At 62.3% G+C, this 16475-nt stretch carries 16 protein-coding genes; 2 read left to right on the top strand and 14 right to left on the bottom strand.

Annotated elements, in window-relative coordinates; all coding sequences use genetic code 11:
• Window positions 1-60: 60 nt before the first annotated feature.
• The 8 genes from AB8B29_RS21530 to AB8B29_RS21495 all read right to left on the bottom strand — a co-directional run bounded on the left by AB8B29_RS21530 (window position 61) and on the right by AB8B29_RS21495 (window position 8598).
• Window positions 61-1506 (bottom strand): aldehyde dehydrogenase, encoded by a 1446-nt coding sequence (locus AB8B29_RS21530; RefSeq protein ID WP_037192214.1) that lies wholly within the window; start codon window positions 1504-1506, stop codon window positions 61-63.
• 26 nt (window positions 1507-1532) lie between these two features.
• The gene (locus tag AB8B29_RS21525) at window positions 1533-2318 is read right to left on the bottom strand and encodes a coniferyl-alcohol dehydrogenase (protein ID WP_037192217.1); all 786 of its coding nucleotides are present in this window, start codon (window positions 2316-2318) and stop codon (window positions 1533-1535) included.
• Window positions 2319-2359: 41 nt separating this feature from the next.
• On the bottom strand, window positions 2360-3379 hold the full coding sequence (locus tag AB8B29_RS21520) for a branched-chain amino acid ABC transporter permease (RefSeq protein ID WP_037192220.1): 1020 nt from the start codon (window positions 3377-3379) through the stop codon (window positions 2360-2362).
• A complete protein-coding gene (locus tag AB8B29_RS21515) occupies window positions 3376-4272 on the bottom strand; it encodes a branched-chain amino acid ABC transporter permease (RefSeq protein WP_037192222.1) in 897 nt (298 codons plus the stop codon). The genes AB8B29_RS21520 and AB8B29_RS21515 overlap by 4 nt, the downstream gene beginning before the upstream one ends.
• A complete protein-coding gene (locus tag AB8B29_RS21510; protein WP_037192224.1) occupies window positions 4269-4997 on the bottom strand; it encodes an ABC transporter ATP-binding protein in 729 nt (242 codons plus the stop codon). Before AB8B29_RS21510 ends, AB8B29_RS21515 begins: the two co-directional genes overlap by 4 nt.
• Window positions 4994-5746: an ABC transporter ATP-binding protein gene (locus AB8B29_RS21505; protein ID WP_047638507.1), complete on the bottom strand. Its 753-nt coding sequence runs from the start codon at window positions 5744-5746 to the stop codon at window positions 4994-4996. Before AB8B29_RS21505 ends, AB8B29_RS21510 begins: the two co-directional genes overlap by 4 nt.
• Before the next feature lie 7 nt (window positions 5747-5753).
• Entirely contained in the window at window positions 5754-7067 is a 1314-nt protein-coding gene (locus AB8B29_RS21500; RefSeq protein ID WP_037192228.1) for an ABC transporter substrate-binding protein, read from the bottom strand.
• A 79-nt stretch (window positions 7068-7146) separates the two neighbouring features.
• Window positions 7147-8598 (bottom strand): aldehyde dehydrogenase, encoded by a 1452-nt coding sequence (locus AB8B29_RS21495; RefSeq protein ID WP_037192230.1) that lies wholly within the window; start codon window positions 8596-8598, stop codon window positions 7147-7149.
• 244 nt (window positions 8599-8842) lie between these two features.
• On the opposite strand from AB8B29_RS21495, the gene AB8B29_RS21490 reads away from it, so the two are divergent.
• The gene (locus AB8B29_RS21490; RefSeq protein WP_037192232.1) at window positions 8843-9742 is read left to right on the top strand and encodes a helix-turn-helix transcriptional regulator; all 900 of its coding nucleotides are present in this window, start codon (window positions 8843-8845) and stop codon (window positions 9740-9742) included.
• Between the two features lie 13 nt (window positions 9743-9755).
• Here AB8B29_RS21490 and AB8B29_RS21485 read toward each other — a convergent pair whose 3' ends face one another.
• The 6 genes from AB8B29_RS21485 to AB8B29_RS21460 all read right to left on the bottom strand — a co-directional run bounded on the left by AB8B29_RS21485 (window position 9756) and on the right by AB8B29_RS21460 (window position 15100).
• A complete protein-coding gene (locus AB8B29_RS21485; protein ID WP_037192235.1) occupies window positions 9756-10976 on the bottom strand; it encodes a DUF1501 domain-containing protein in 1221 nt (406 codons plus the stop codon).
• Between the two features lie 2 nt (window positions 10977-10978).
• The gene (locus AB8B29_RS21480; protein WP_037192237.1) at window positions 10979-12478 is read right to left on the bottom strand and encodes a DUF1800 domain-containing protein; all 1500 of its coding nucleotides are present in this window, start codon (window positions 12476-12478) and stop codon (window positions 10979-10981) included.
• Window positions 12479-12553: 75 nt separating this feature from the next.
• Entirely contained in the window at window positions 12554-13003 is a 450-nt protein-coding gene (locus AB8B29_RS21475) for a periplasmic heavy metal sensor (RefSeq protein WP_037192241.1), read from the bottom strand.
• Complete coding sequence (locus AB8B29_RS21470) at window positions 13000-13449, bottom strand: hypothetical protein (protein ID WP_037192243.1); 450 nt, start codon at window positions 13447-13449, stop codon at window positions 13000-13002. The genes AB8B29_RS21475 and AB8B29_RS21470 overlap by 4 nt, the downstream gene beginning before the upstream one ends.
• Window positions 13442-14074 carry an RNA polymerase sigma factor gene (locus AB8B29_RS21465; protein ID WP_081938685.1) on the bottom strand — a complete coding sequence of 211 codons (633 nt, stop codon included), beginning with the start codon at window positions 14072-14074 and terminating at the stop codon, window positions 13442-13444. Before AB8B29_RS21465 ends, AB8B29_RS21470 begins: the two co-directional genes overlap by 8 nt.
• A gap of 399 nt (window positions 14075-14473) precedes the next feature.
• Complete coding sequence (locus AB8B29_RS21460; protein ID WP_245297460.1) at window positions 14474-15100, bottom strand: EF-hand domain-containing protein; 627 nt, start codon at window positions 15098-15100, stop codon at window positions 14474-14476.
• Window positions 15101-15788: 688 nt separating this feature from the next.
• On the opposite strand from AB8B29_RS21460, the gene AB8B29_RS21455 reads away from it, so the two are divergent.
• Window positions 15789-16430: a TetR family transcriptional regulator gene (locus AB8B29_RS21455; RefSeq protein WP_037192247.1), complete on the top strand. Its 642-nt coding sequence runs from the start codon at window positions 15789-15791 to the stop codon at window positions 16428-16430.
• Window positions 16431-16475: the final 45 nt, after the last annotated feature.

The raw sequence follows: 16475 nt of genomic DNA, 5'->3' as shown, positions 1-16475 counted from the left end.
ATGGATTGATGCTATAATTCGCGGCGGCCAGCGGGAACTGGCCGCCGCAACGTCGTTTGATCAGAAGGGATAGTGCTGCGCGGAATCTTCGATGGTGATCCAGCGCAGATCGGTGAATTCGGCGATCGCAGCCTTACCGCCGAAGCGGCCGTAGCCGCTGCCCTTGACGCCGCCGAACGGCATCTGCGCTTCATCGTTTAAAGTCGGGCCGTTGATATGGCAAATACCGGACTGAATGCGTCCGGCAACGGCAAGCGCGCGCTGTACGTCGCGGCTGAAGACGGCCGACGACAGGCCGTATTCGGTGTCGTTGGCAATCCGTACCGCCTCATCCTCGCTTGCCACACGAATGATCGGCTTCACCGGCCCAAAGGATTCTTCCGCATAGACGCGCATATCCGGTGTGACGAAATCGAGCAACGTCGCCTCCACCACCGTTCCGCTGCGCTTGCCGCCGGCTATCAGTTTGGCTCCCTTGGCCTGTGCGTCGGCGATCAGCTCCTCCATCTTCTTGGCTGCATCGAGGCTGATCAGCGAACCCAGCACCACATGGCCGCGCGGATCGCCCGCCGGCAGCGCGCTGGCGCGCGCCGCAAGCTTGGCGACGAAGGCGTCGGCGATCGCCTGATGCACGATGATGCGCTCGGTCGACATGCAGATCTGGCCTTGGTGCATGAAGGCGCCGAAGATTGCCGCGTTGACGGCACCATCGATATCGGCATCCTCCAGCACCACCAGCGGCGCCTTGCCGCCGAGTTCCAGCAGAGCCGGTTTCAGATGCTTGCCGCTGAGTTCAGCGATGATCTTGCCCACCTTGGTCGAGCCGGTGAAATTGACACGGCGCACTGCGGGATGCGCGATCAGTGCCTCGACGATCCGGGGCGCATCCTCGGGCGCATTGGTGATGACGTTGATGACGCCAGCCGGCAGGCCTGCTTCCGTCAGGGCCGTCGCGATCAGCCGCTGCGTGCCGGGGCATTGTTCGGAAGCCTTCAGGATCACCGTGTTGCCACAGGCGATCGGCATGGCAATGGCCCGCGTCGCCAGGATGACAGGCGCATTCCAGGGCGCGATCGCCAGGCAAACGCCGGCCGCCTGGCGGATGCCCATGGCGAGCGTGCCGGGCTTGTCGGAAGGAATGATCTCGCCGCCGATCTGCGTCGTCATGGCGGCCGCTTCGCGCAGGATATTGGCGGCAAGCATGACGTTGAAGCCGGCCCAAGGCGCGGTCGCTCCCGTCTCCTCCATCATCAGCGTCGTGAACTCGCCGACCTTGGCATCCATGATATCGGCCGCTTTTGCCAGGATCGCGCGGCGCTGGCCGGGGCCGGTGCTCGCCCAGGCTGGGAAGGCGTTGGATGCGGCTTCGATCGCAGCCGCCACGTCCTCGAGGCCGACCGCCGGCGCCCGGCTTGCCAGCTTTTCGGTAAAGGGGTCCAGACGGTCATAGGTCCGGCCGCTGGCGGCCGGCCTGTCGACGCCGTTAATGAGAAGGGAAATGTTCATCTCTTGTCTCCTGATGCGAATAATATCTAGAAGCCGAGCACGTCGGCATTGATGGAGGCTTCAAGCCCGCCATCGGTGGGGAGATTGGCGCCATTGATCCAGCGCGCACCGTCCGAGCACAAGAACAGGATGGCAGGGGCGATGTCGGCTGAGGTACCCGCCCGGCCGACGCGCGTGATATCGCTGTCGACGCGGGCGTCGCCAAGCACGGCGCGGAACTGCTTGAGGATCCGCGTTTCGACGGGACCAGGGCTGACGGCGTTGACGCGAATGCCGCGATCCTTGAAGAGCGCTTGATGTGCGGCCCGCATGGTCCAGAGCAGCAGCAGCTCCTTGGACAGCGGATAGCCCTCTTCGTTCTTCAAACCATGCTCCGCGACGAGACCGGCGACATCAGGAAAGCCTTCGATTGCCGTCAGCTTCTTTGCTCGCTCCAGATTGGCGCGCCAGCCATAGCCCGCGATCGAGGCGACATTGACGATCGCCCCGCCCTCGCGCAGGCGGGGTGCGACCGCCTCGGAAAGCGTACGCAAACCGTAGAAATTGACTGCAAGCGTTGCCGCGACGCCGGTGCTTCCGGAAAGCCCTGCGACATTGGCCAGAGCATCGACGCGGTTGGGCAATTGGCGGACGATGTCCGCTACGCCTTCGGCGGTCGAGATATCGCCCTTGATGAAGGAACTGATGCCCGACGACGGCTCGCGGACATCGACGCCGATAATGTCAGCGCCCATCTGCCCCGCAAGTTCGGCGGTGCGCGCGCCGATACCCGAAGCGACCCCAGTGACGAGGATGGTCTTGCCGAAAAGCATGATTTCACCTTTCTCATGAAATGCGACGACGGACGTCGCCGCTACTGTTTGGCCTTGAAGAGATCTGAAAACGTCAGCCGGTAGCCGACGGGCAGCAGTTGCAGATCGAACCGTCGCTCGATCGCGCCCCAGAGGCCCTGTGGCAGATAGAGGGAGAAGAGCAGCGCTGCGGCCCCGAGGCCAACCAGATACCAGACCCCCGTTCCGCCGAAGACGGTCTCGATGACGAAAAAGAGCACAGCGCCGAGGATTGCCCCCTCGAATTTGCCGATGCCGCCGACGAGCACCATAAAGATCATATAAGCGGTCCACTGCACGCTGAAATAGGTCTTCGGCTGGAAGGTGGTGGCCGTTGCCAGCCAGAGGCCGCCGGCGACGGCGATGCCGAAGGCAGCCAGCACAAAGAGCAATCTCTTGGTGGCCGCAACCCGCACGCCGACGGAGGTTGCCGCATCCTCGTTGTCACGGATCGCCTGCATCGCAGCGCCGGCGCGGCTGCGCATGAGGGCAAAGAGGGCGCCGAGCAGGGCAATCATCGCGGCAAGCGCCAGCCAGTAGATCGTCACCCGCCGCGTGCCGCTGTCATAGGCGTTCAGTGCAATGAGCGAGGTGCCCGTTTCCCCCTGGATGAGCCGGTCGAGATTGACGAGCAGATGGGCGAGCTCGGCGATCACCCACATGCCTATCGCAAACTCCCCGCCCTTCAGCCGCAGCATGAACCATGAAAGCGGAACCGAAAGAATGCCGGTGACGATCGCGGCGACGAAGAGCGAAACGAAGGGATCGAGCCCTGCATCAGCCAGGCGGATGGTGAAATAAGCGCCGAGACCGAAGAAGACCTGCTGGCCGACGGAAACGAGGCCGCCGAAGCCCGCCAGGGCATTCCACATGGCGGCGAGGATCACGTAGATGAAGAGAGCCGTCATCCGGTCGATGACACCGGCTCCCATGAAGGCAGGCGAGGCCGCCAGCAGGATCGCCACGACTGTCATCACAGCCAATGTCAGGCGGGACGAAGCCGTCCAGCGTTCGACGGATATTCCGGGTGCGATCACGGTCATGTCGGGCTCCGAAGAAGAGCGCGGATCCTGCCGAGTCCGGGCATGCCGAACTGATGGAGCCGAACGAAGAGGACGAGCAGGAAGGCGATGTGGCCGCCGATCAGGAAGCCTTGCGGATGAATCTGGGCGCCGATCGATTGCGCCAGACCGAGAACGATGCCGCCGAGCAGGGTTCCCCATAGCGAGCCGGCGCCACCGATGACAGCCGCTTCGAAGGCAAACAGCAATTGCGGCCCGCCCGAATAGGGATTGAAGGTCGCCCGCATCGCCAGGAATGCGCCGGCGATGCCGACCGTGACCATGGTGATCGCGGTCGCAACCGCGTTGACCCTACGGGCATCGATACCGACAAGCCCTGCGGTATCCGGATCTTCCGCCGTGGCCCGGATCGAACGGCCGAGCGCGAAACGGCTGAGGAAGAACTGAAGGCCACCGAGGATGACGATGGCGGTCACCATCATCAGCACGGCAAGCTTGCCGACGAAGATATGGCCGGGCAATTGCCAGGAGGCATAGGAGAGATTGCCGATGAACGGCGCGAGTGAGCGCGTGTCGGCTCCGAACTGTTCGAACAGCAGATTGTCGATCACGATCGACAGACCGAAGGTCGTCAGGATCGGCAGCAGCGTGCCGCCGCGCGCGCTGCGCTCCAGCACGAACCTCTGCAACAGCCAGCCAAGCATGGCCATGACGGGCAGTACGATCAGCAGGCCGGCAAAGGGTGGGATCGCGAGTTTGGACGCCAGCAGCCAAAGACCGTAGGCGGCAACGACGGCAAGACTGCCATGCGCGAGATTGATGATGCGCATGACCGAGAACATAAAGGACAGTCCGCAGGCGATGACGGCGTAGTAGCCGCCGAGCAGGACGCCTTGAAGCAAGGTGTTGATCACGACGCGCTCCTTTCAGCGGTTGCCCGATGCAGTCCGAAATAGGCCCGGGTGACATCCTCGCGCGTCACGCCGGCTGCCGGCCTGTCGAGCACGATGCGGCCTTCGAGCATGCAGATGACACGGCTTGCGACGCTCATTGCCCGCGTCAGATCCTGTTCGACGAGAATAATCGTCGTGCCCGACGACAACAGGCTTTGCAGCTGCTGATAGACGCGGTCGACCACCAGCGGCGACAGGCCGAGCGATACTTCGTCAAGCAGCAGAATGTCGGGATTGCTCATCAGCGCCCGGCCGATCGCGGTCGCCTGCTGCTCACCCCCGGAGAGATGTCCGGTCTTGGCATGGCGGCGCGGCTTCAGGTTCGGAAAGGCGTCGAAGACCCGCTCGACCGTCCACTCCCCCTTGCGGCCGGCGCTTTTGCCGAGCAGCAGATTTTCCTCCACCGTCATCTGCGAAAACAGCCGCCGTCCCTCCGGCACCAGGGCAATGCCCCTGACGATGCGCTTGTGTGAGGGAACGGCGGTGACATCCTCGCCGTCGAGAAGGATCTGGCCGCCGGCCGGAAGATGAGCACCGGCGATGGAGCGCAGCAATGTCGTCTTGCCGGCGCCATTGGCACCCACGAGCGCGAGCACGTCGCCCTTGGCAAGGTCGAAGCTCACGCCGCGCACCGCCTGCAACAGACCATGGCGAACATCCAGATCTCGAATGGAAAGCGTGCTCATACGGGCGCTCCTCCAAGATAGGCGCGCACGACTTCGGCATCGCTCATGACAGTCTTCGGATTGCCGTCGGCAATAATCTTGCCGGCATCCATGCAGATCAACCGTTCGACGACCTGCAGCAAGATATGGACGATATGCTCGATCCAGACGATGCCGATGCCGCGGCGGCGCAATTCGAGAATGGTCTCCACCAGCTCACTCGCCTCGCCATCGGTCAGCCCGCCGCCGATCTCGTCGAGCAGCAGCAGCCGTGGGCCGGTCGCAAGCGCCCTGGCAAGCTCCAGGCGCTTGCGATCGAGCAGGCCAAGCGTATCGGCGCGGCGATTGGCAACGCCGAGCATGCCGCAAAGCCGCAGGGAATCGACGACGCGTCCATAGGCCTCGTCGCGACCGGATGTCTTGCCGTGCGAAGCAGCGACAAAGACGTTCTCGAACGTCGTCATGCCGCTGAAGGGCTTCGGGATCTGGTGTGTCCTGACGAGACCGGAGCGGCAGCGGTCGGCCGCCGTCAGCGCCGTGACGTTCTGTCCGCCGAAGGTGATGGTTCCGGCATTCGGTGGAAATGCACCGGCCAGCACGCTGAGAAGCGTCGTCTTGCCAGCCCCGTTCGGGCCGACGATGCCAACGGCATCGCCATCGCCCATTGAAAAATCGAGATTTTCCAGAACCACAAGCGCCCCGAAGCGCTTGTGGATCCCCTTGGCCGCCAGAAAGTCCTGTCCCGGCCGCTGTTGCTCTTTGACCTGCACGATGCCGTTACCCGTTGTAAGCGATGAGTTTGGCGCCGACGGGCACGTTCGGATCGGTAGCGTGCTCGGTCACGACATAGTCGAGTGCGAATTTCGAGCCGGCCGGCGCCTTGACCCATTGCGTGCCGATGATCGGCCCCGGAGAGACGTTGGCGACTGGGCCGCTGGTGAAATCCACCTTGCCGGCGATCGTCGTGGTCTTCAGCGTGCTCATCGCCTTGGCAACCGCTGCCTTGCTCTTGACGTCGGACGCTGCCTTCAGCACATCGAAGCCGGCGTCGAGCAGCGACAGGCTGGCGCCGAGCTGCTGCGTCCACTGCTTGCCGCTTGCCGCCTCATAGCCATCGGCCAGCTCATTGCCGGAAACACCCGTCAGCGACGACTTGTAAGGAAAGGCCTTGTGCCAATAGGCGGCGCTGCTGACGTTCATGCCGAGGTCGCCCAGCGCCTCAATGTCAGATGGAAAGAGGCCTGTTTTGGCAACCTGGCAGATCTTGATCTGCTGGGTAAGACCCTGCTGCGCCGCCTGCCGCCAGAAGGCTGCGAAATCCGGCGGGATCGGGAAGCTGTTGAAGATCTCCACGCCCTCCTGCCGGAAGAGCGCGATCTGCGAGGAGAAGTCGGTCGTTCCGGTTTCATAGGCACCGGGGTCGACGATGGTGAAGCCCGCCTTGGCAAGCGCCGGTGCCAGATTGGCGCGGATCGCGTTGCCGTCGGCATCGTTCGGATACATGACGCCGACCTTCTTGTTGGTCTCGATGAGGTTCCACTGCGAAATATAGGTCTTGAGGAATTCACCGACGCCGAAGCCGAAGTGATAGGTCCACTTGAACGGCGACGGCGCGCCGGGCTTGGCGCCACGGCCGAAATACCAGGCCTCCCACGGCATGACCGTCGACAGGCAGGGCACGCCCGCCGCCTCGCAGGCATCGGCGACTGGATTGATCGTCTCCGGCGTCGAGACCGCCAGCATCAGATCGACAGCCTGATTGTTGATCAGGTCCTTCGCCAATTGCCCGGCGCGCGACGGATCGGATTGCGTGTCGCGATCGAGGATTTCCACCTTCCACGTCTTGCCGCCGGCCTGCAATCCGCCTGCCAGCGCCTTGCGCGCCAACTCCAGAACGTAGCCGTCCGTCTCACCGAAGCCACCAAGCGGTCCCGTGCGGGGGCTGATGAAGCCGACCTTCAGCGTATCGTCGGCGGCAAATGCCGACCGTCCGCCGAAGGCCAGCGCGGCGGTGCCCGCTGCCGTGGCGGTCATGAATCTGCGACGCGTCAGTGCGGCGCCGGATATAGGTCTGTTGAAATTACCAGTCATGAAATAGTCCTCCCTTTTTTGTCGGAGCCCTCTTACTCCGCATGCCTTTGTCTTTGCCGACCTGCCGTCTTGCGACCGTTCAGATCGGATACTCCCGTTTGCCGGATGCAAGCGTGATCCAGCGCAACTCGGTGAATTCATCGATGGCCGCCTTGCCGCCGAAGCGGCCGTAGCCGCTCGATTTGACACCGCCGAACGGCATTTGCGGCTCATCCGCGACAGTTGCCTCGTTGATGTGGCAAATGCCGGTCTCGATGCGCCTTGCGACTGAAAGTGCCTGATTGATGTCGCGGCTGAACACCGCCGATGACAGGCCATATTCATTGTCGTTGGCGACCGTCACAGCCTCATCGACGCTGTCGACCCGGATGATGGCGGCGAGCGGTCCGAAACTCTCCTCGCGGTAAATCCGCATCGCCGGCGTCACGTGATCGATGATCGTGGCATCGATCTGCGTGCCCCGCGCCTGGCCGCCACAAACCACGACTGCACCCTTCTGCATCGCATCCTCCACCAGCGCACGAACACGTCTGGCGGCCTCCGCGCTGATCATCGTGCCGAGCGGTGTATTGCCGTCGAGTGGATTGCCGGCAACGAGCGTCTCGGCCTTCACCCTGAACTTCTCGACGAATTCGTCGGCAATCTCCTCCATGAGGATGATGCGCTCGGTCGACATGCAGATCTGGCCCTGGTTCATGAAGGCGCCGAAGGCGGCGGCGCGCACCGCCTCGTCGATATCGGCGTCGGCGAGCACGATGAACGGCGCCTTGCCGCCAAGCTCCAGCAGGCAACGCTTAAGGTGGCGTGCTGAAGCCTCGGCAACGAGGCGCCCGACACGCGTCGAGCCGGTGAAATTGATCCGGCGCACGGCCGGATGTGCAATCAAGGCTTCAACAATCGCGGCCGCATCCTTCGGCGCGTTGGTGATGACGTTGACGACACCGGGCGGGAAGCCTGCCTCACGCAGGACCTCGCCGATCAGGCAATGAGTCCTGGGGCAGAGTTCGGATGCCTTCAGAATGACGGTATTGCCGCAGGCTAGCGGCATGGCGATGGCGCGCACGCCAAGGATGATCGGCGCATTCCACGGGGCGATCCCGAGGCAGACCCCGGCCGGCTGACGCACCGCCATGGCAAGGCTGCCCGGCTCGCTGGAAGGAATGATCTCGCCGGCGACCTGTGTCGTCATGGCAGCTGCCTCGCGCAGCATGTCGGCGCCGAGACCGCAATTAATCCTCGCCCAAAGCGCGGTCGCGCCGGTCTCGCCGACCATTGCTTCGACAAAGTCGGCTGCGCGAGCGGTCAGAATGTCCGCAGCTTTGTTCAGAAGCGTGCGCCGTTCGCCCGGCCCGGTCTGCGACCACACGGGAAAGGCGGCCGCTGCGGCGCAGGCGGCGCGGGCAGCGTCTGCCGCCGAAGCGGCCGGCGCGATGGTCGCGACATCGCCGGTCGCCGGATCGACGCGCTCGAAGGTGGATGCATCAGACGCATCCAGCGTTTCGTCATCGATCAGCAGTTTTGCCACGAACATGCGATCATCCGCTCTTTGGCAGGCCATGCCTGCAGTCATCCAAAATGGGAGAAAGCGCGCATGGTCGAGCGCCGCCGGGATGCAGCCGCAACAACCATATCTTTTGCGTGGAGACCTCCTCCCAAAGGCTCATGAGAAGAGATTACGTCGTTGCGACGAGGATTGAATGCGATTTTCTGGGTTAATATTGCAAATATCTGGCAATCATGCCACGTTCTCGTCATGCCATGCGAAGGAGGACTCGTTGGTTTTCGACAGCGGCATCCATCTTCATGCGCGCGGAGATTGGCACGAGCCCTCGCTGACACCTCGCACGATCCGTTTCCAAAAGGGCCTCTACGCCCAATTCCACCACCTTTTCCTGCTGCAGGTGGGGACAGCAAAACTTATTCTCGAGGGCGAAGACCAAAGGGCTTTTCTTGGGCCGACCATTGCTTATCTGCCGCCGCAGTCGCACTGCGAGCTGCATATGGCGGCCGGTGCTGCCGGTTTCATCATCGGCGCCTCGCCGCAGATCGTGGTCGACGCGATCGGAGACCGGGCGGAATCCTACGCGCTCAGAATCTTCAGCGAACAGCCCTGGTTCATGGCCGCGCCGGATGCCGATGCCGTCGGTGAGGCGCAGCCGCTCGTCGCCGGCTTCGTTCGGGAGCTTGGCGATCCCTCCCGGGCGTCATGGATGGCGATCTCGGCCTATATGCGCCTGATCCTGATGGCGCTTTGGCGGGCAGGCGGCGCGGAAACAGCCGAACAGCGCGGGCGCGGCGGCGGCGCATCGATCCTGCAGAGATATCGGCAATTGGTGGAGACCTGGTTCCGCCAGCATCGGCCGATGACGGACTATGCCCGCGAACTCGGCGTGACCACCGATCGCCTGCATTCCATCTGCCGCAGCGCGCTTGGCCGCTCCCCCGTGCAGCTGCTGCACGAGCGGGTGGTGCAGGAAGCGAAATTGCGGCTGGAGCGCTCGGCCCGCACAGTCCAGGAGATTTCCGACGGCCTCGGCTTTCGTGACCCCACCTATTTCAGCCACTTCTTCAAGAAGAAGACGGGCTTCTCGCCGGCAACCTATCGCGACTTCGCCCGCAGGAGCGAAGTCGCGGAAAGCCATGTCCTGTCGTCGGGCTATGCAGATTGGCCGTAACGACAGCCTGTCGTCAGACGATCAGCCCCTTCATCGGCAGGACATGATCGGACCCGGGAAAGACGTCGCGGGTCAATACAACAGGCGAAGCACCGAGCAGATCGACGGCGATGCCCTTGATCACCGCGCGCAGGTCGGTCGTGGCGGCAAGATCGCGGCCATCGCGCAATTGCGCCTGCTTGAGGCCGGGCCAGTCGGCGATCACCCGGCCGCCCTTGATGGCACCACCGGCGAGAAAGGCAGTCGTGCCGGTGCCATGATCCGTACCCTCGGTGCCATTCACCTGCGCCGTGCGGCCGAACTCGGTCGCAACGACGATCGCGGTATCCTTCCAGGAGGGGCCGAGTTCTTGCTGGAACGCCGCCAACGCATTGTCGAGACCCACAAGCAGCTTGTTCAGCCGATCCACCTCGCCGGCATGGGTGTCCCATCCTTCGAAGGCGAGTGCGGCAACACGCGGGCCATCATCCTGCGCCAGCAGGCGCGCGGCGCCCCTCGCCATCTGCTCCATCCCGGTGGGATCGCCTGGGCCGCCTCGTGCCTTCACGTCGAGGCCGGCTGCGATCTTGCCGGCGGAGATGCCCTCCGCGAGGATCTTCGCGAACAAGGGATCGGTGTGGCTGTAGAGATCCATAAGGCGCGGCGGCAGGTCCTCGCTGACGGGTTGCAAGTTGGACGGCGACCAGCCCAGCACCGGCGCCTTGCCACGAATGACTAGCGGTGCGTTCGCGCCGACCGACAATCCACGGATGGCAGATGAACCGGGCGAGACCTTGCCCCCTTTGGGAAGGCCTTCCAGCATGCGGTTCAACCAGCCGGAATCGACGCGGCCTGGAGTTTCATAACCGGATTCCAGCACATCCTGACCGTCAAAATGCGAGCGGTCGCGATAGGGTGTCGCGCTCGCATGAACGACGACCGCCTGCCCTGCGCGGTAAAGGCCATTAAAGTTCGGCATCGACGGATGCAGCGCAAAGAAGCTGTCGAGCGGAAGCGCAGCATGAGGACCGCTCGTCGTCATGGCGATCGCCTGGCGAAGCGCTTGATAGTCCGGATCGCCGACGGGCGGGACGGCCGTCAGGCCATCGAGCGCACCACGCAGGATGATGGTGATGAAGCGCGGATCGCGGCCGCCGGCGGCATGGGCGAAGCGGGGAATGAAGGCCCAGGCGAACAAGGCGCCGGAAGCACCAAGAACGGCACGGCGGGTGGGAGTCATGAGTTCGCAAGTCATGGTCAGCGCCTTTGAAATTCGGGGGAAAGATAGGCGATCGCAAAGCCCTGGTTCCGGGTTTCCGCACGCGATACCGCCTGCAGCGTTTCATTTGAGAGAAGCGGGCCGAGACTGTCCGAAACGAAGCGCCTTGGATCTCCTTGCGGCGATGCCGCATTGGCGATCATATTGGCGACATCCATCCGCATGCTAAGGCTCTCGCTGGAAGCCCAGACATCGGCAGTGTCTGCAAAGCCGTTCGGGCCGGCCGGCGCCCAAAACGGTTGGCCCATGGCGGTCAGGGTGCCGAGAATGACATTCGGCTTCGGCGTCTCGCCGCTGGCCCTCAGAAGAGCGGCCATGAATTCCAGCGGTGAGCGGACCTTGGCAAGCGCCGGGTTCCAAGCCTCTTCAGAGCCGAGCAGGGCGCGATAGACCGCGGAGAGATCACCATCCGTCTTGGTGAAGGTTGCCGCAACCGTCTGCACGAGCGCCGGCGGCGGCACGTCGGCGATAAAATGCCGGACGAGCTTGGTGGCGATATGCTGCGCGGTTGCCGGATGGCGGGCAAGGTCACGCAGCGCCTCCCGCCCCTGCCCGACGCCGTTGTCGGCATAGGTCAAGCCGAGCAACGTCTGGTCGCCCGGCTCGTGGGCAGCCGCGTTGAAGACGAACGTGCCAGGCGTGCCGAGCTTCCCCTCCGCCCGCGCCACCGTCCAGCCGGTGATGATCTTCGCAAGCGTCGTCACGTCGGTCTGCGTGTAGCCACCATTGACGCCCAGCGTATGCAACTCCAGCGTCTCGCGGGCAAGATTTTCGTTGAGGCCACGCTTCTTGTTGGCATTGGCCTTCGAATTCGGCCCGATCGACTGCTGGTTGTCGAGATAGCCGAGCATGGCCGGATGGGTTTCGACCGCAAGCAGCATGTCTGAGAACCGCCCGAAGACATGTGGACGGATAACCTCCCGCTCGAACGCACCGGCAAGAATGTGGCATTCCTCGCTCTTGGAGATCGCGACGGCGAAATGGTTTGCCCAGAACATGGCCAGCCGTTCGCCGAAACCGATCAGCGGCTGCCGGATGGTGCCGTTGAAACGTGCATCCGCCTCCGCCAGCAGGATCTGCTGCGGAAGATAGGGGGCCGAAGGCTTCTCCAGCTTCTCGACCGCCTTGGTCATTGTCGCTGCCATCTCCTGGGCGCCGGGCTGGGCGCTCGTCGAGCCGGGGAGTTGAGGACCCTGCTGCGGGGCTGGCGCCGGTTTGTCCTGCTGCGGTGTAACGGCCGCAACGGCCTGCTGCCGGGCTTCCTTTCGCTGCTCCTGGAAAGCGTAGAGAGCAACGAGAAGATCGGCTGTGGACTGCAATTGCGGCCCGACCGGAACCGGGACGAAGCGTTCGGTGATCTCTTCAAGCAAAGCGCCGCGCGGATCCGACAGGATCGACGCGATGCCGTTATGGTCCGCTCCTAGCCCGAACCGGGAAAGAGCGAGCGCGGCATAAACATCATTCGATTGCTGAGCCATGTTCCTGCCAACTCCTGCATCAGACATGCTCCTTAAACGCGAGCATCTTTCCGATCCGTCGGTGGGCAAGTGTGATCATTTTGTGGCGGCGGCTTTGGGAACGCCGCGGCGGATCAGGCTTTCGGCAAGAGCGCGGCGTTCGTCATAGGAAAGCGTTGCCGCGAAATCGACGGCGCGTTCCTCGAGCTTCGTCCGCAGGGCGATGTCGGCATTGCGCGCTCGCGCCAAGGCGGCCGACAGTGCCTCCGTATCCAATGTCGGTTGCCCTAGAATGGACGCAGCATCTATTTTGGCCTGCTGCGCCTCGAGAATGGTCGGGCGCTGGTCTTTCCGCGCTTCGTTCAGCGCCGCGCGCAGCGCTTTCCTCTGCGACGAAGGCAGTTGCTCGCCTGCCAAAGGCATCATGGCGGCGCGTGCCTGCGAGTTGCGGATCCATGTCAGTCCTCCGCCTGCCAATGCTCCGATCAGGAAGGTGTTCAGCACCAGCAGAGATATGACCAATATTCGAAAGCTGCGGTCTGTCATTGGCTGTCCTGCCTTATCGCCGCATCCGGCCCGACATCGCCGAACATGGTGGCGGTCCCATCCGATGCGATGACGGTGTCCGACGTGAGGCTGGGCGCCAAAATGGCGATGGCGATACTGCCGGCGAGAGCGCCCGCAATGCCGATGCCGACAAGACCGATGCCGGCGGAACCGAAGCGAAACAAGTTCCTCATCCTCGAGCGGTGGACAAATTTTGCGACTATCCGGCCGTCCAAGCCTTCGTGGCCAGCTTTGAGGACGTATGTGTCGAGCAGCGAATCGAGGTCCGCTGCACGTTCGAGCATGCCGGCTGCCTCGGCACTCCTGGCATGGGCGCGTGCGGCCGCGCGCTCATCTTGCGGCCATCGGCCGATGTCGCCGCCATAGGCGTCGACCATTTCAGCGAACCGCTCGGCACTCATCGGACCCGCCATATGTTCAGCCATCGCTCTGTTCCTTCAATAACAGCAACTGCAAGGAGCGCCTTCCACGCGCAAGCAGGCTTTCCAGCGCATCCACGCTAACGTCCATGATCGCCGCCGCCTCCGCATTCGACAGCCCCTGATAGTAGACCAGGACGATCGCCTCGCGCTGCCGGGGAGCAATCATCTGCATGGCCCGCTCCACGCGCCGCGATGGGTCATCCTCGCTCATCAAGCCGGCGTCCGGCGCCGGACCCTCATATTCGAGGTCGGGCGGGTGCTCGGCAAACACATCCTTGCGCCGACGCAGGTGATCGTAGCAGAGGTTGATCGCCACGCGATGGACCCAAGTGCTGAAGAGGGCATCGCGCTGGCGCCAGCCTCCGGCGTTCCGCCACACACGCAGAAATGTTTCCTGCGCGATATCCTCGGCTTCGGCGGCATCGCCAAGCATGCGGGTGGCCACGGACAGAATCCGCGGCAGCTGCCGCGCGACCATCAGGCGCATCGCCGGAACGTCACCGGCAGCGATGCGACCGAGCAGATCCTCGTCCGGATCGCCACTCCTGGGCACGCGATCCCATTTCATCGACAATCGCCGTCGTCCCGGTTTCGTGAGATGATCGCATAGCACCCCCGTTCCCTGCATTTGACAAGGGTACTTAGCCTATCCGTCAGTCCCGGCGAGCGACGCCAATCCGATCGAAACGTCTCCGACAGCGTGTCTTCCCTTCGATATCGAGCATAGGTTCTCAATGGTTGAACGCTTCGCGCGACGAAATCCGTCGCTCTGATATCATCGATTTTTGCTTTTCCGTTTGCGAGCGCGGCACCTCTGTCGCGGGCAGCACTGAGAACAAGGCGGCTTTCCAGAGAATCGGAGATCGTGCGGCGTCAGGCCCTCGTCCATAAGAGGATGGGCTGCAGGAATGCCTCATTCATAGGGGAAGTTCTTTAAAAGCCGGCCCGCTTGGACAGGGAAGCCCCAACGTCTCTTGTTCAAGCGGGCGGCCCGTTCGCATGATCGGATGCGAAAGGTCACTTTCGATCAGAGGGACAGCAGTTCGTCCGTCTGCTCCTGGTCAGTGGACGCATAAAGGCCGCCGAAATCAGGCATCTGCGGCTGCTGTTGCGCCTTCATGGCCGATTCGAACTGGCTCTGCGTCAGCGATCCCGAACCGGAGGTATCGAGACTCTTGAATAGCGCTGTTGCCTGATCCTCGCTCACGTCGGACGGGCGAGTTGCAACGAACTCGGTTTCGCTGACACTGCCGTCGCCATTGGTATCCATGGAGGAGAACATGCTGGAGAGCTGGTCGTCACTCGACTGGCTGCCCTGAGGCGGCGGAGGAGGAGGCTGCTGGCCCGACTGCATGGCGCTTGCCAGCTGCGATTCGGTAAGCGAGCCGGTGTTCTTCGTGTCGAAGCTTTTGAACAACTGCGTTGCCTGGTCCTCGCTGACATCGGACGGACGAGCGGCAACGAATTCCGCCTCGCTGATATTGCCATCGCCATCGGTATCCATGGCGCGCATCATATCGCTTTGCTTGCTGCTCTGGCTGCTGGTCGCGGAAGACTGCTGAGTGCTCGACGTCGCGCTGGTGGAATCACTCTCCGAGTCTGACGTGGAGCTGTCACTGCCGTTGCCAGACTGCAAGTTGAGGATGATATTCATCAGCTGGGCAACCAGCTGCTCGGCCGAAGCGATCTGAGATTGGTCGGTTGATGACGACGAACTCGTGCTGGAAGAACTGCTGGATGAGCTGCCGGACAGTATGGACGCGACCGAATCGTCCGATGAGGACGACGTCGACTGGGATGTCCGATATGGATAGTAGTTATTTGATAAGACTGAGGTAATGCTCGTCATGGGGCCTCCGAATACGAGCGTTGAGAGGGACTTGAATGCTTTACGCGTATGCGACTTGAACAGGATGTCATGCCGGATCGCGTGACTGCGGCGGCCTGACTTCGACATCGATATGGGCGGATGGGATTGCCGAATGCTGGAGATCAAACTCGCCATGCCCCTGCGATCGGGCGAATGGGCCGTTTCCGGGAGTAATGAATTCAAGGATGTCCAAGGCGAGCGATCGCCATCATGGCGCTATCGGCATCTGCACATTTTTCGATTTTGCACTTCCCAACACGCCCAAACTGCACAAGGAAACTTGCGCGTGGCTTATAGGAGCTTGACGAATACGCCTCAGTACGTTTTCCTTCGTCGATTTTTAGGGAATATCTAAGCTTTGCTGCGTTGTGGCTGTTGCTGGTATAAGGGAGGACCAGTACCGAAACGGCGTTGATGGAGCGACATATAAAAAAGGGGCACAGCTTGAATATTGGCTTATGTGGAGAACCGAATGAGGCGCACTAAGGAGGAGGCGGCAGAAACCCGGAGCGAAATCCTACATTCCGCGAAGGCTCTGTTTCTCGACAAGGGATACGAAAATGTCAGCCTGGAGGAGATAGCCGCAGCAGCCGGTGTTACGCGGGGAGCGGTTCATTGGCATTTCAAGAACAAGCAGGGATTGATGTTCGCGATCCGGGATGAGGCACAGCAGCCATTCCAGGAATTGGCGGAGCGGATGTCGAAGGAATTGCCGCCAAATCCGCTCGATCTTGTGGCGGATGCGATTGCAACGGTGTTCGAGGATATTCAGTACGATCCGCGCAAACGCAGCATGCTGAAGGTTATGATGCATCTCGACATGGCGTTCTGCGATGGAACCACGAACCGCGCGAGTTCCTTCCGGCACGATATGCACGAACACTTCGCGAGAATATTTACCTTGATGGATGCGAACACGAAGCTACCCGCACCCTGGACGCCGGATACGGCTGCCTCCTCACTGACCGCCGTCATCGGCGGGTTGATCACGGAATGGACGCTCGACAGGGGCGATTTCCAGCTCGTCCCTTGCGGACAGATGTTTATCAAGATGGTATTGAAAACCTGGTTCCCGTCGGTCCAGACGCGCGGGATGGCGACATTGGCCCTTTAAATCAAGAAGGATCCGGAGGGAAAGCCGGATCCTTCCTCTTTGATC

It is taken from the genome of Rhizobium sp. 11_C7_N12_5 (assembly GCF_051811145.1).
Taxonomy (GTDB): domain Bacteria; phylum Pseudomonadota; class Alphaproteobacteria; order Rhizobiales; family Rhizobiaceae; genus Rhizobium; species Rhizobium lusitanum.
Note: the sequence above shows the minus strand (reverse complement) of the source record. Positions and strands in the feature narration are given on the sequence as shown.

What these genes read in the sequence shown, in the direction of transcription:
- AB8B29_RS21530 (WP_037192214.1), bottom strand. Translation starts at nt 1,506, where the DNA reads ATGAACATTTCCCTTCTCATTAACGGCGTCGACAGGCCGGCCGCCAGC.
- AB8B29_RS21525 (WP_037192217.1), bottom strand. Translation starts at nt 2,318, where the DNA reads ATGCTTTTCGGCAAGACCATCCTCGTCACTGGGGTCGCTTCGGGTATC.
- AB8B29_RS21520 (WP_037192220.1), bottom strand. Translation starts at nt 3,379, where the DNA reads ATGACCGTGATCGCACCCGGAATATCCGTCGAACGCTGGACGGCTTCG.
- AB8B29_RS21510 (WP_037192224.1), bottom strand. Translation starts at nt 4,997, where the DNA reads ATGAGCACGCTTTCCATTCGAGATCTGGATGTTCGCCATGGTCTGTTG.
- AB8B29_RS21500 (WP_037192228.1), bottom strand. Translation starts at nt 7,067, where the DNA reads ATGACTGGTAATTTCAACAGACCTATATCCGGCGCCGCACTGACGCGT.
- AB8B29_RS21495 (WP_037192230.1), bottom strand. Translation starts at nt 8,598, where the DNA reads ATGTTCGTGGCAAAACTGCTGATCGATGACGAAACGCTGGATGCGTCT.
- AB8B29_RS21485 (WP_037192235.1), bottom strand. Translation starts at nt 10,976, where the DNA reads ATGACTTGCGAACTCATGACTCCCACCCGCCGTGCCGTTCTTGGTGCT.
- AB8B29_RS21480 (WP_037192237.1), bottom strand. Translation starts at nt 12,478, where the DNA reads ATGGCTCAGCAATCGAATGATGTTTATGCCGCGCTCGCTCTTTCCCGG.
- AB8B29_RS21475 (WP_037192241.1), bottom strand. Translation starts at nt 13,003, where the DNA reads ATGACAGACCGCAGCTTTCGAATATTGGTCATATCTCTGCTGGTGCTG.
- AB8B29_RS21470 (WP_037192243.1), bottom strand. Translation starts at nt 13,449, where the DNA reads ATGGCTGAACATATGGCGGGTCCGATGAGTGCCGAGCGGTTCGCTGAA.
- AB8B29_RS21465 (WP_081938685.1), bottom strand. Translation starts at nt 14,074, where the DNA reads ATGCAGGGAACGGGGGTGCTATGCGATCATCTCACGAAACCGGGACGA.
- AB8B29_RS21460 (WP_245297460.1), bottom strand. Translation starts at nt 15,100, where the DNA reads ATGAATATCATCCTCAACTTGCAGTCTGGCAACGGCAGTGACAGCTCC.
- AB8B29_RS21455 (WP_037192247.1), top strand. Translation starts at nt 15,789, where the DNA reads ATGAGGCGCACTAAGGAGGAGGCGGCAGAAACCCGGAGCGAAATCCTA.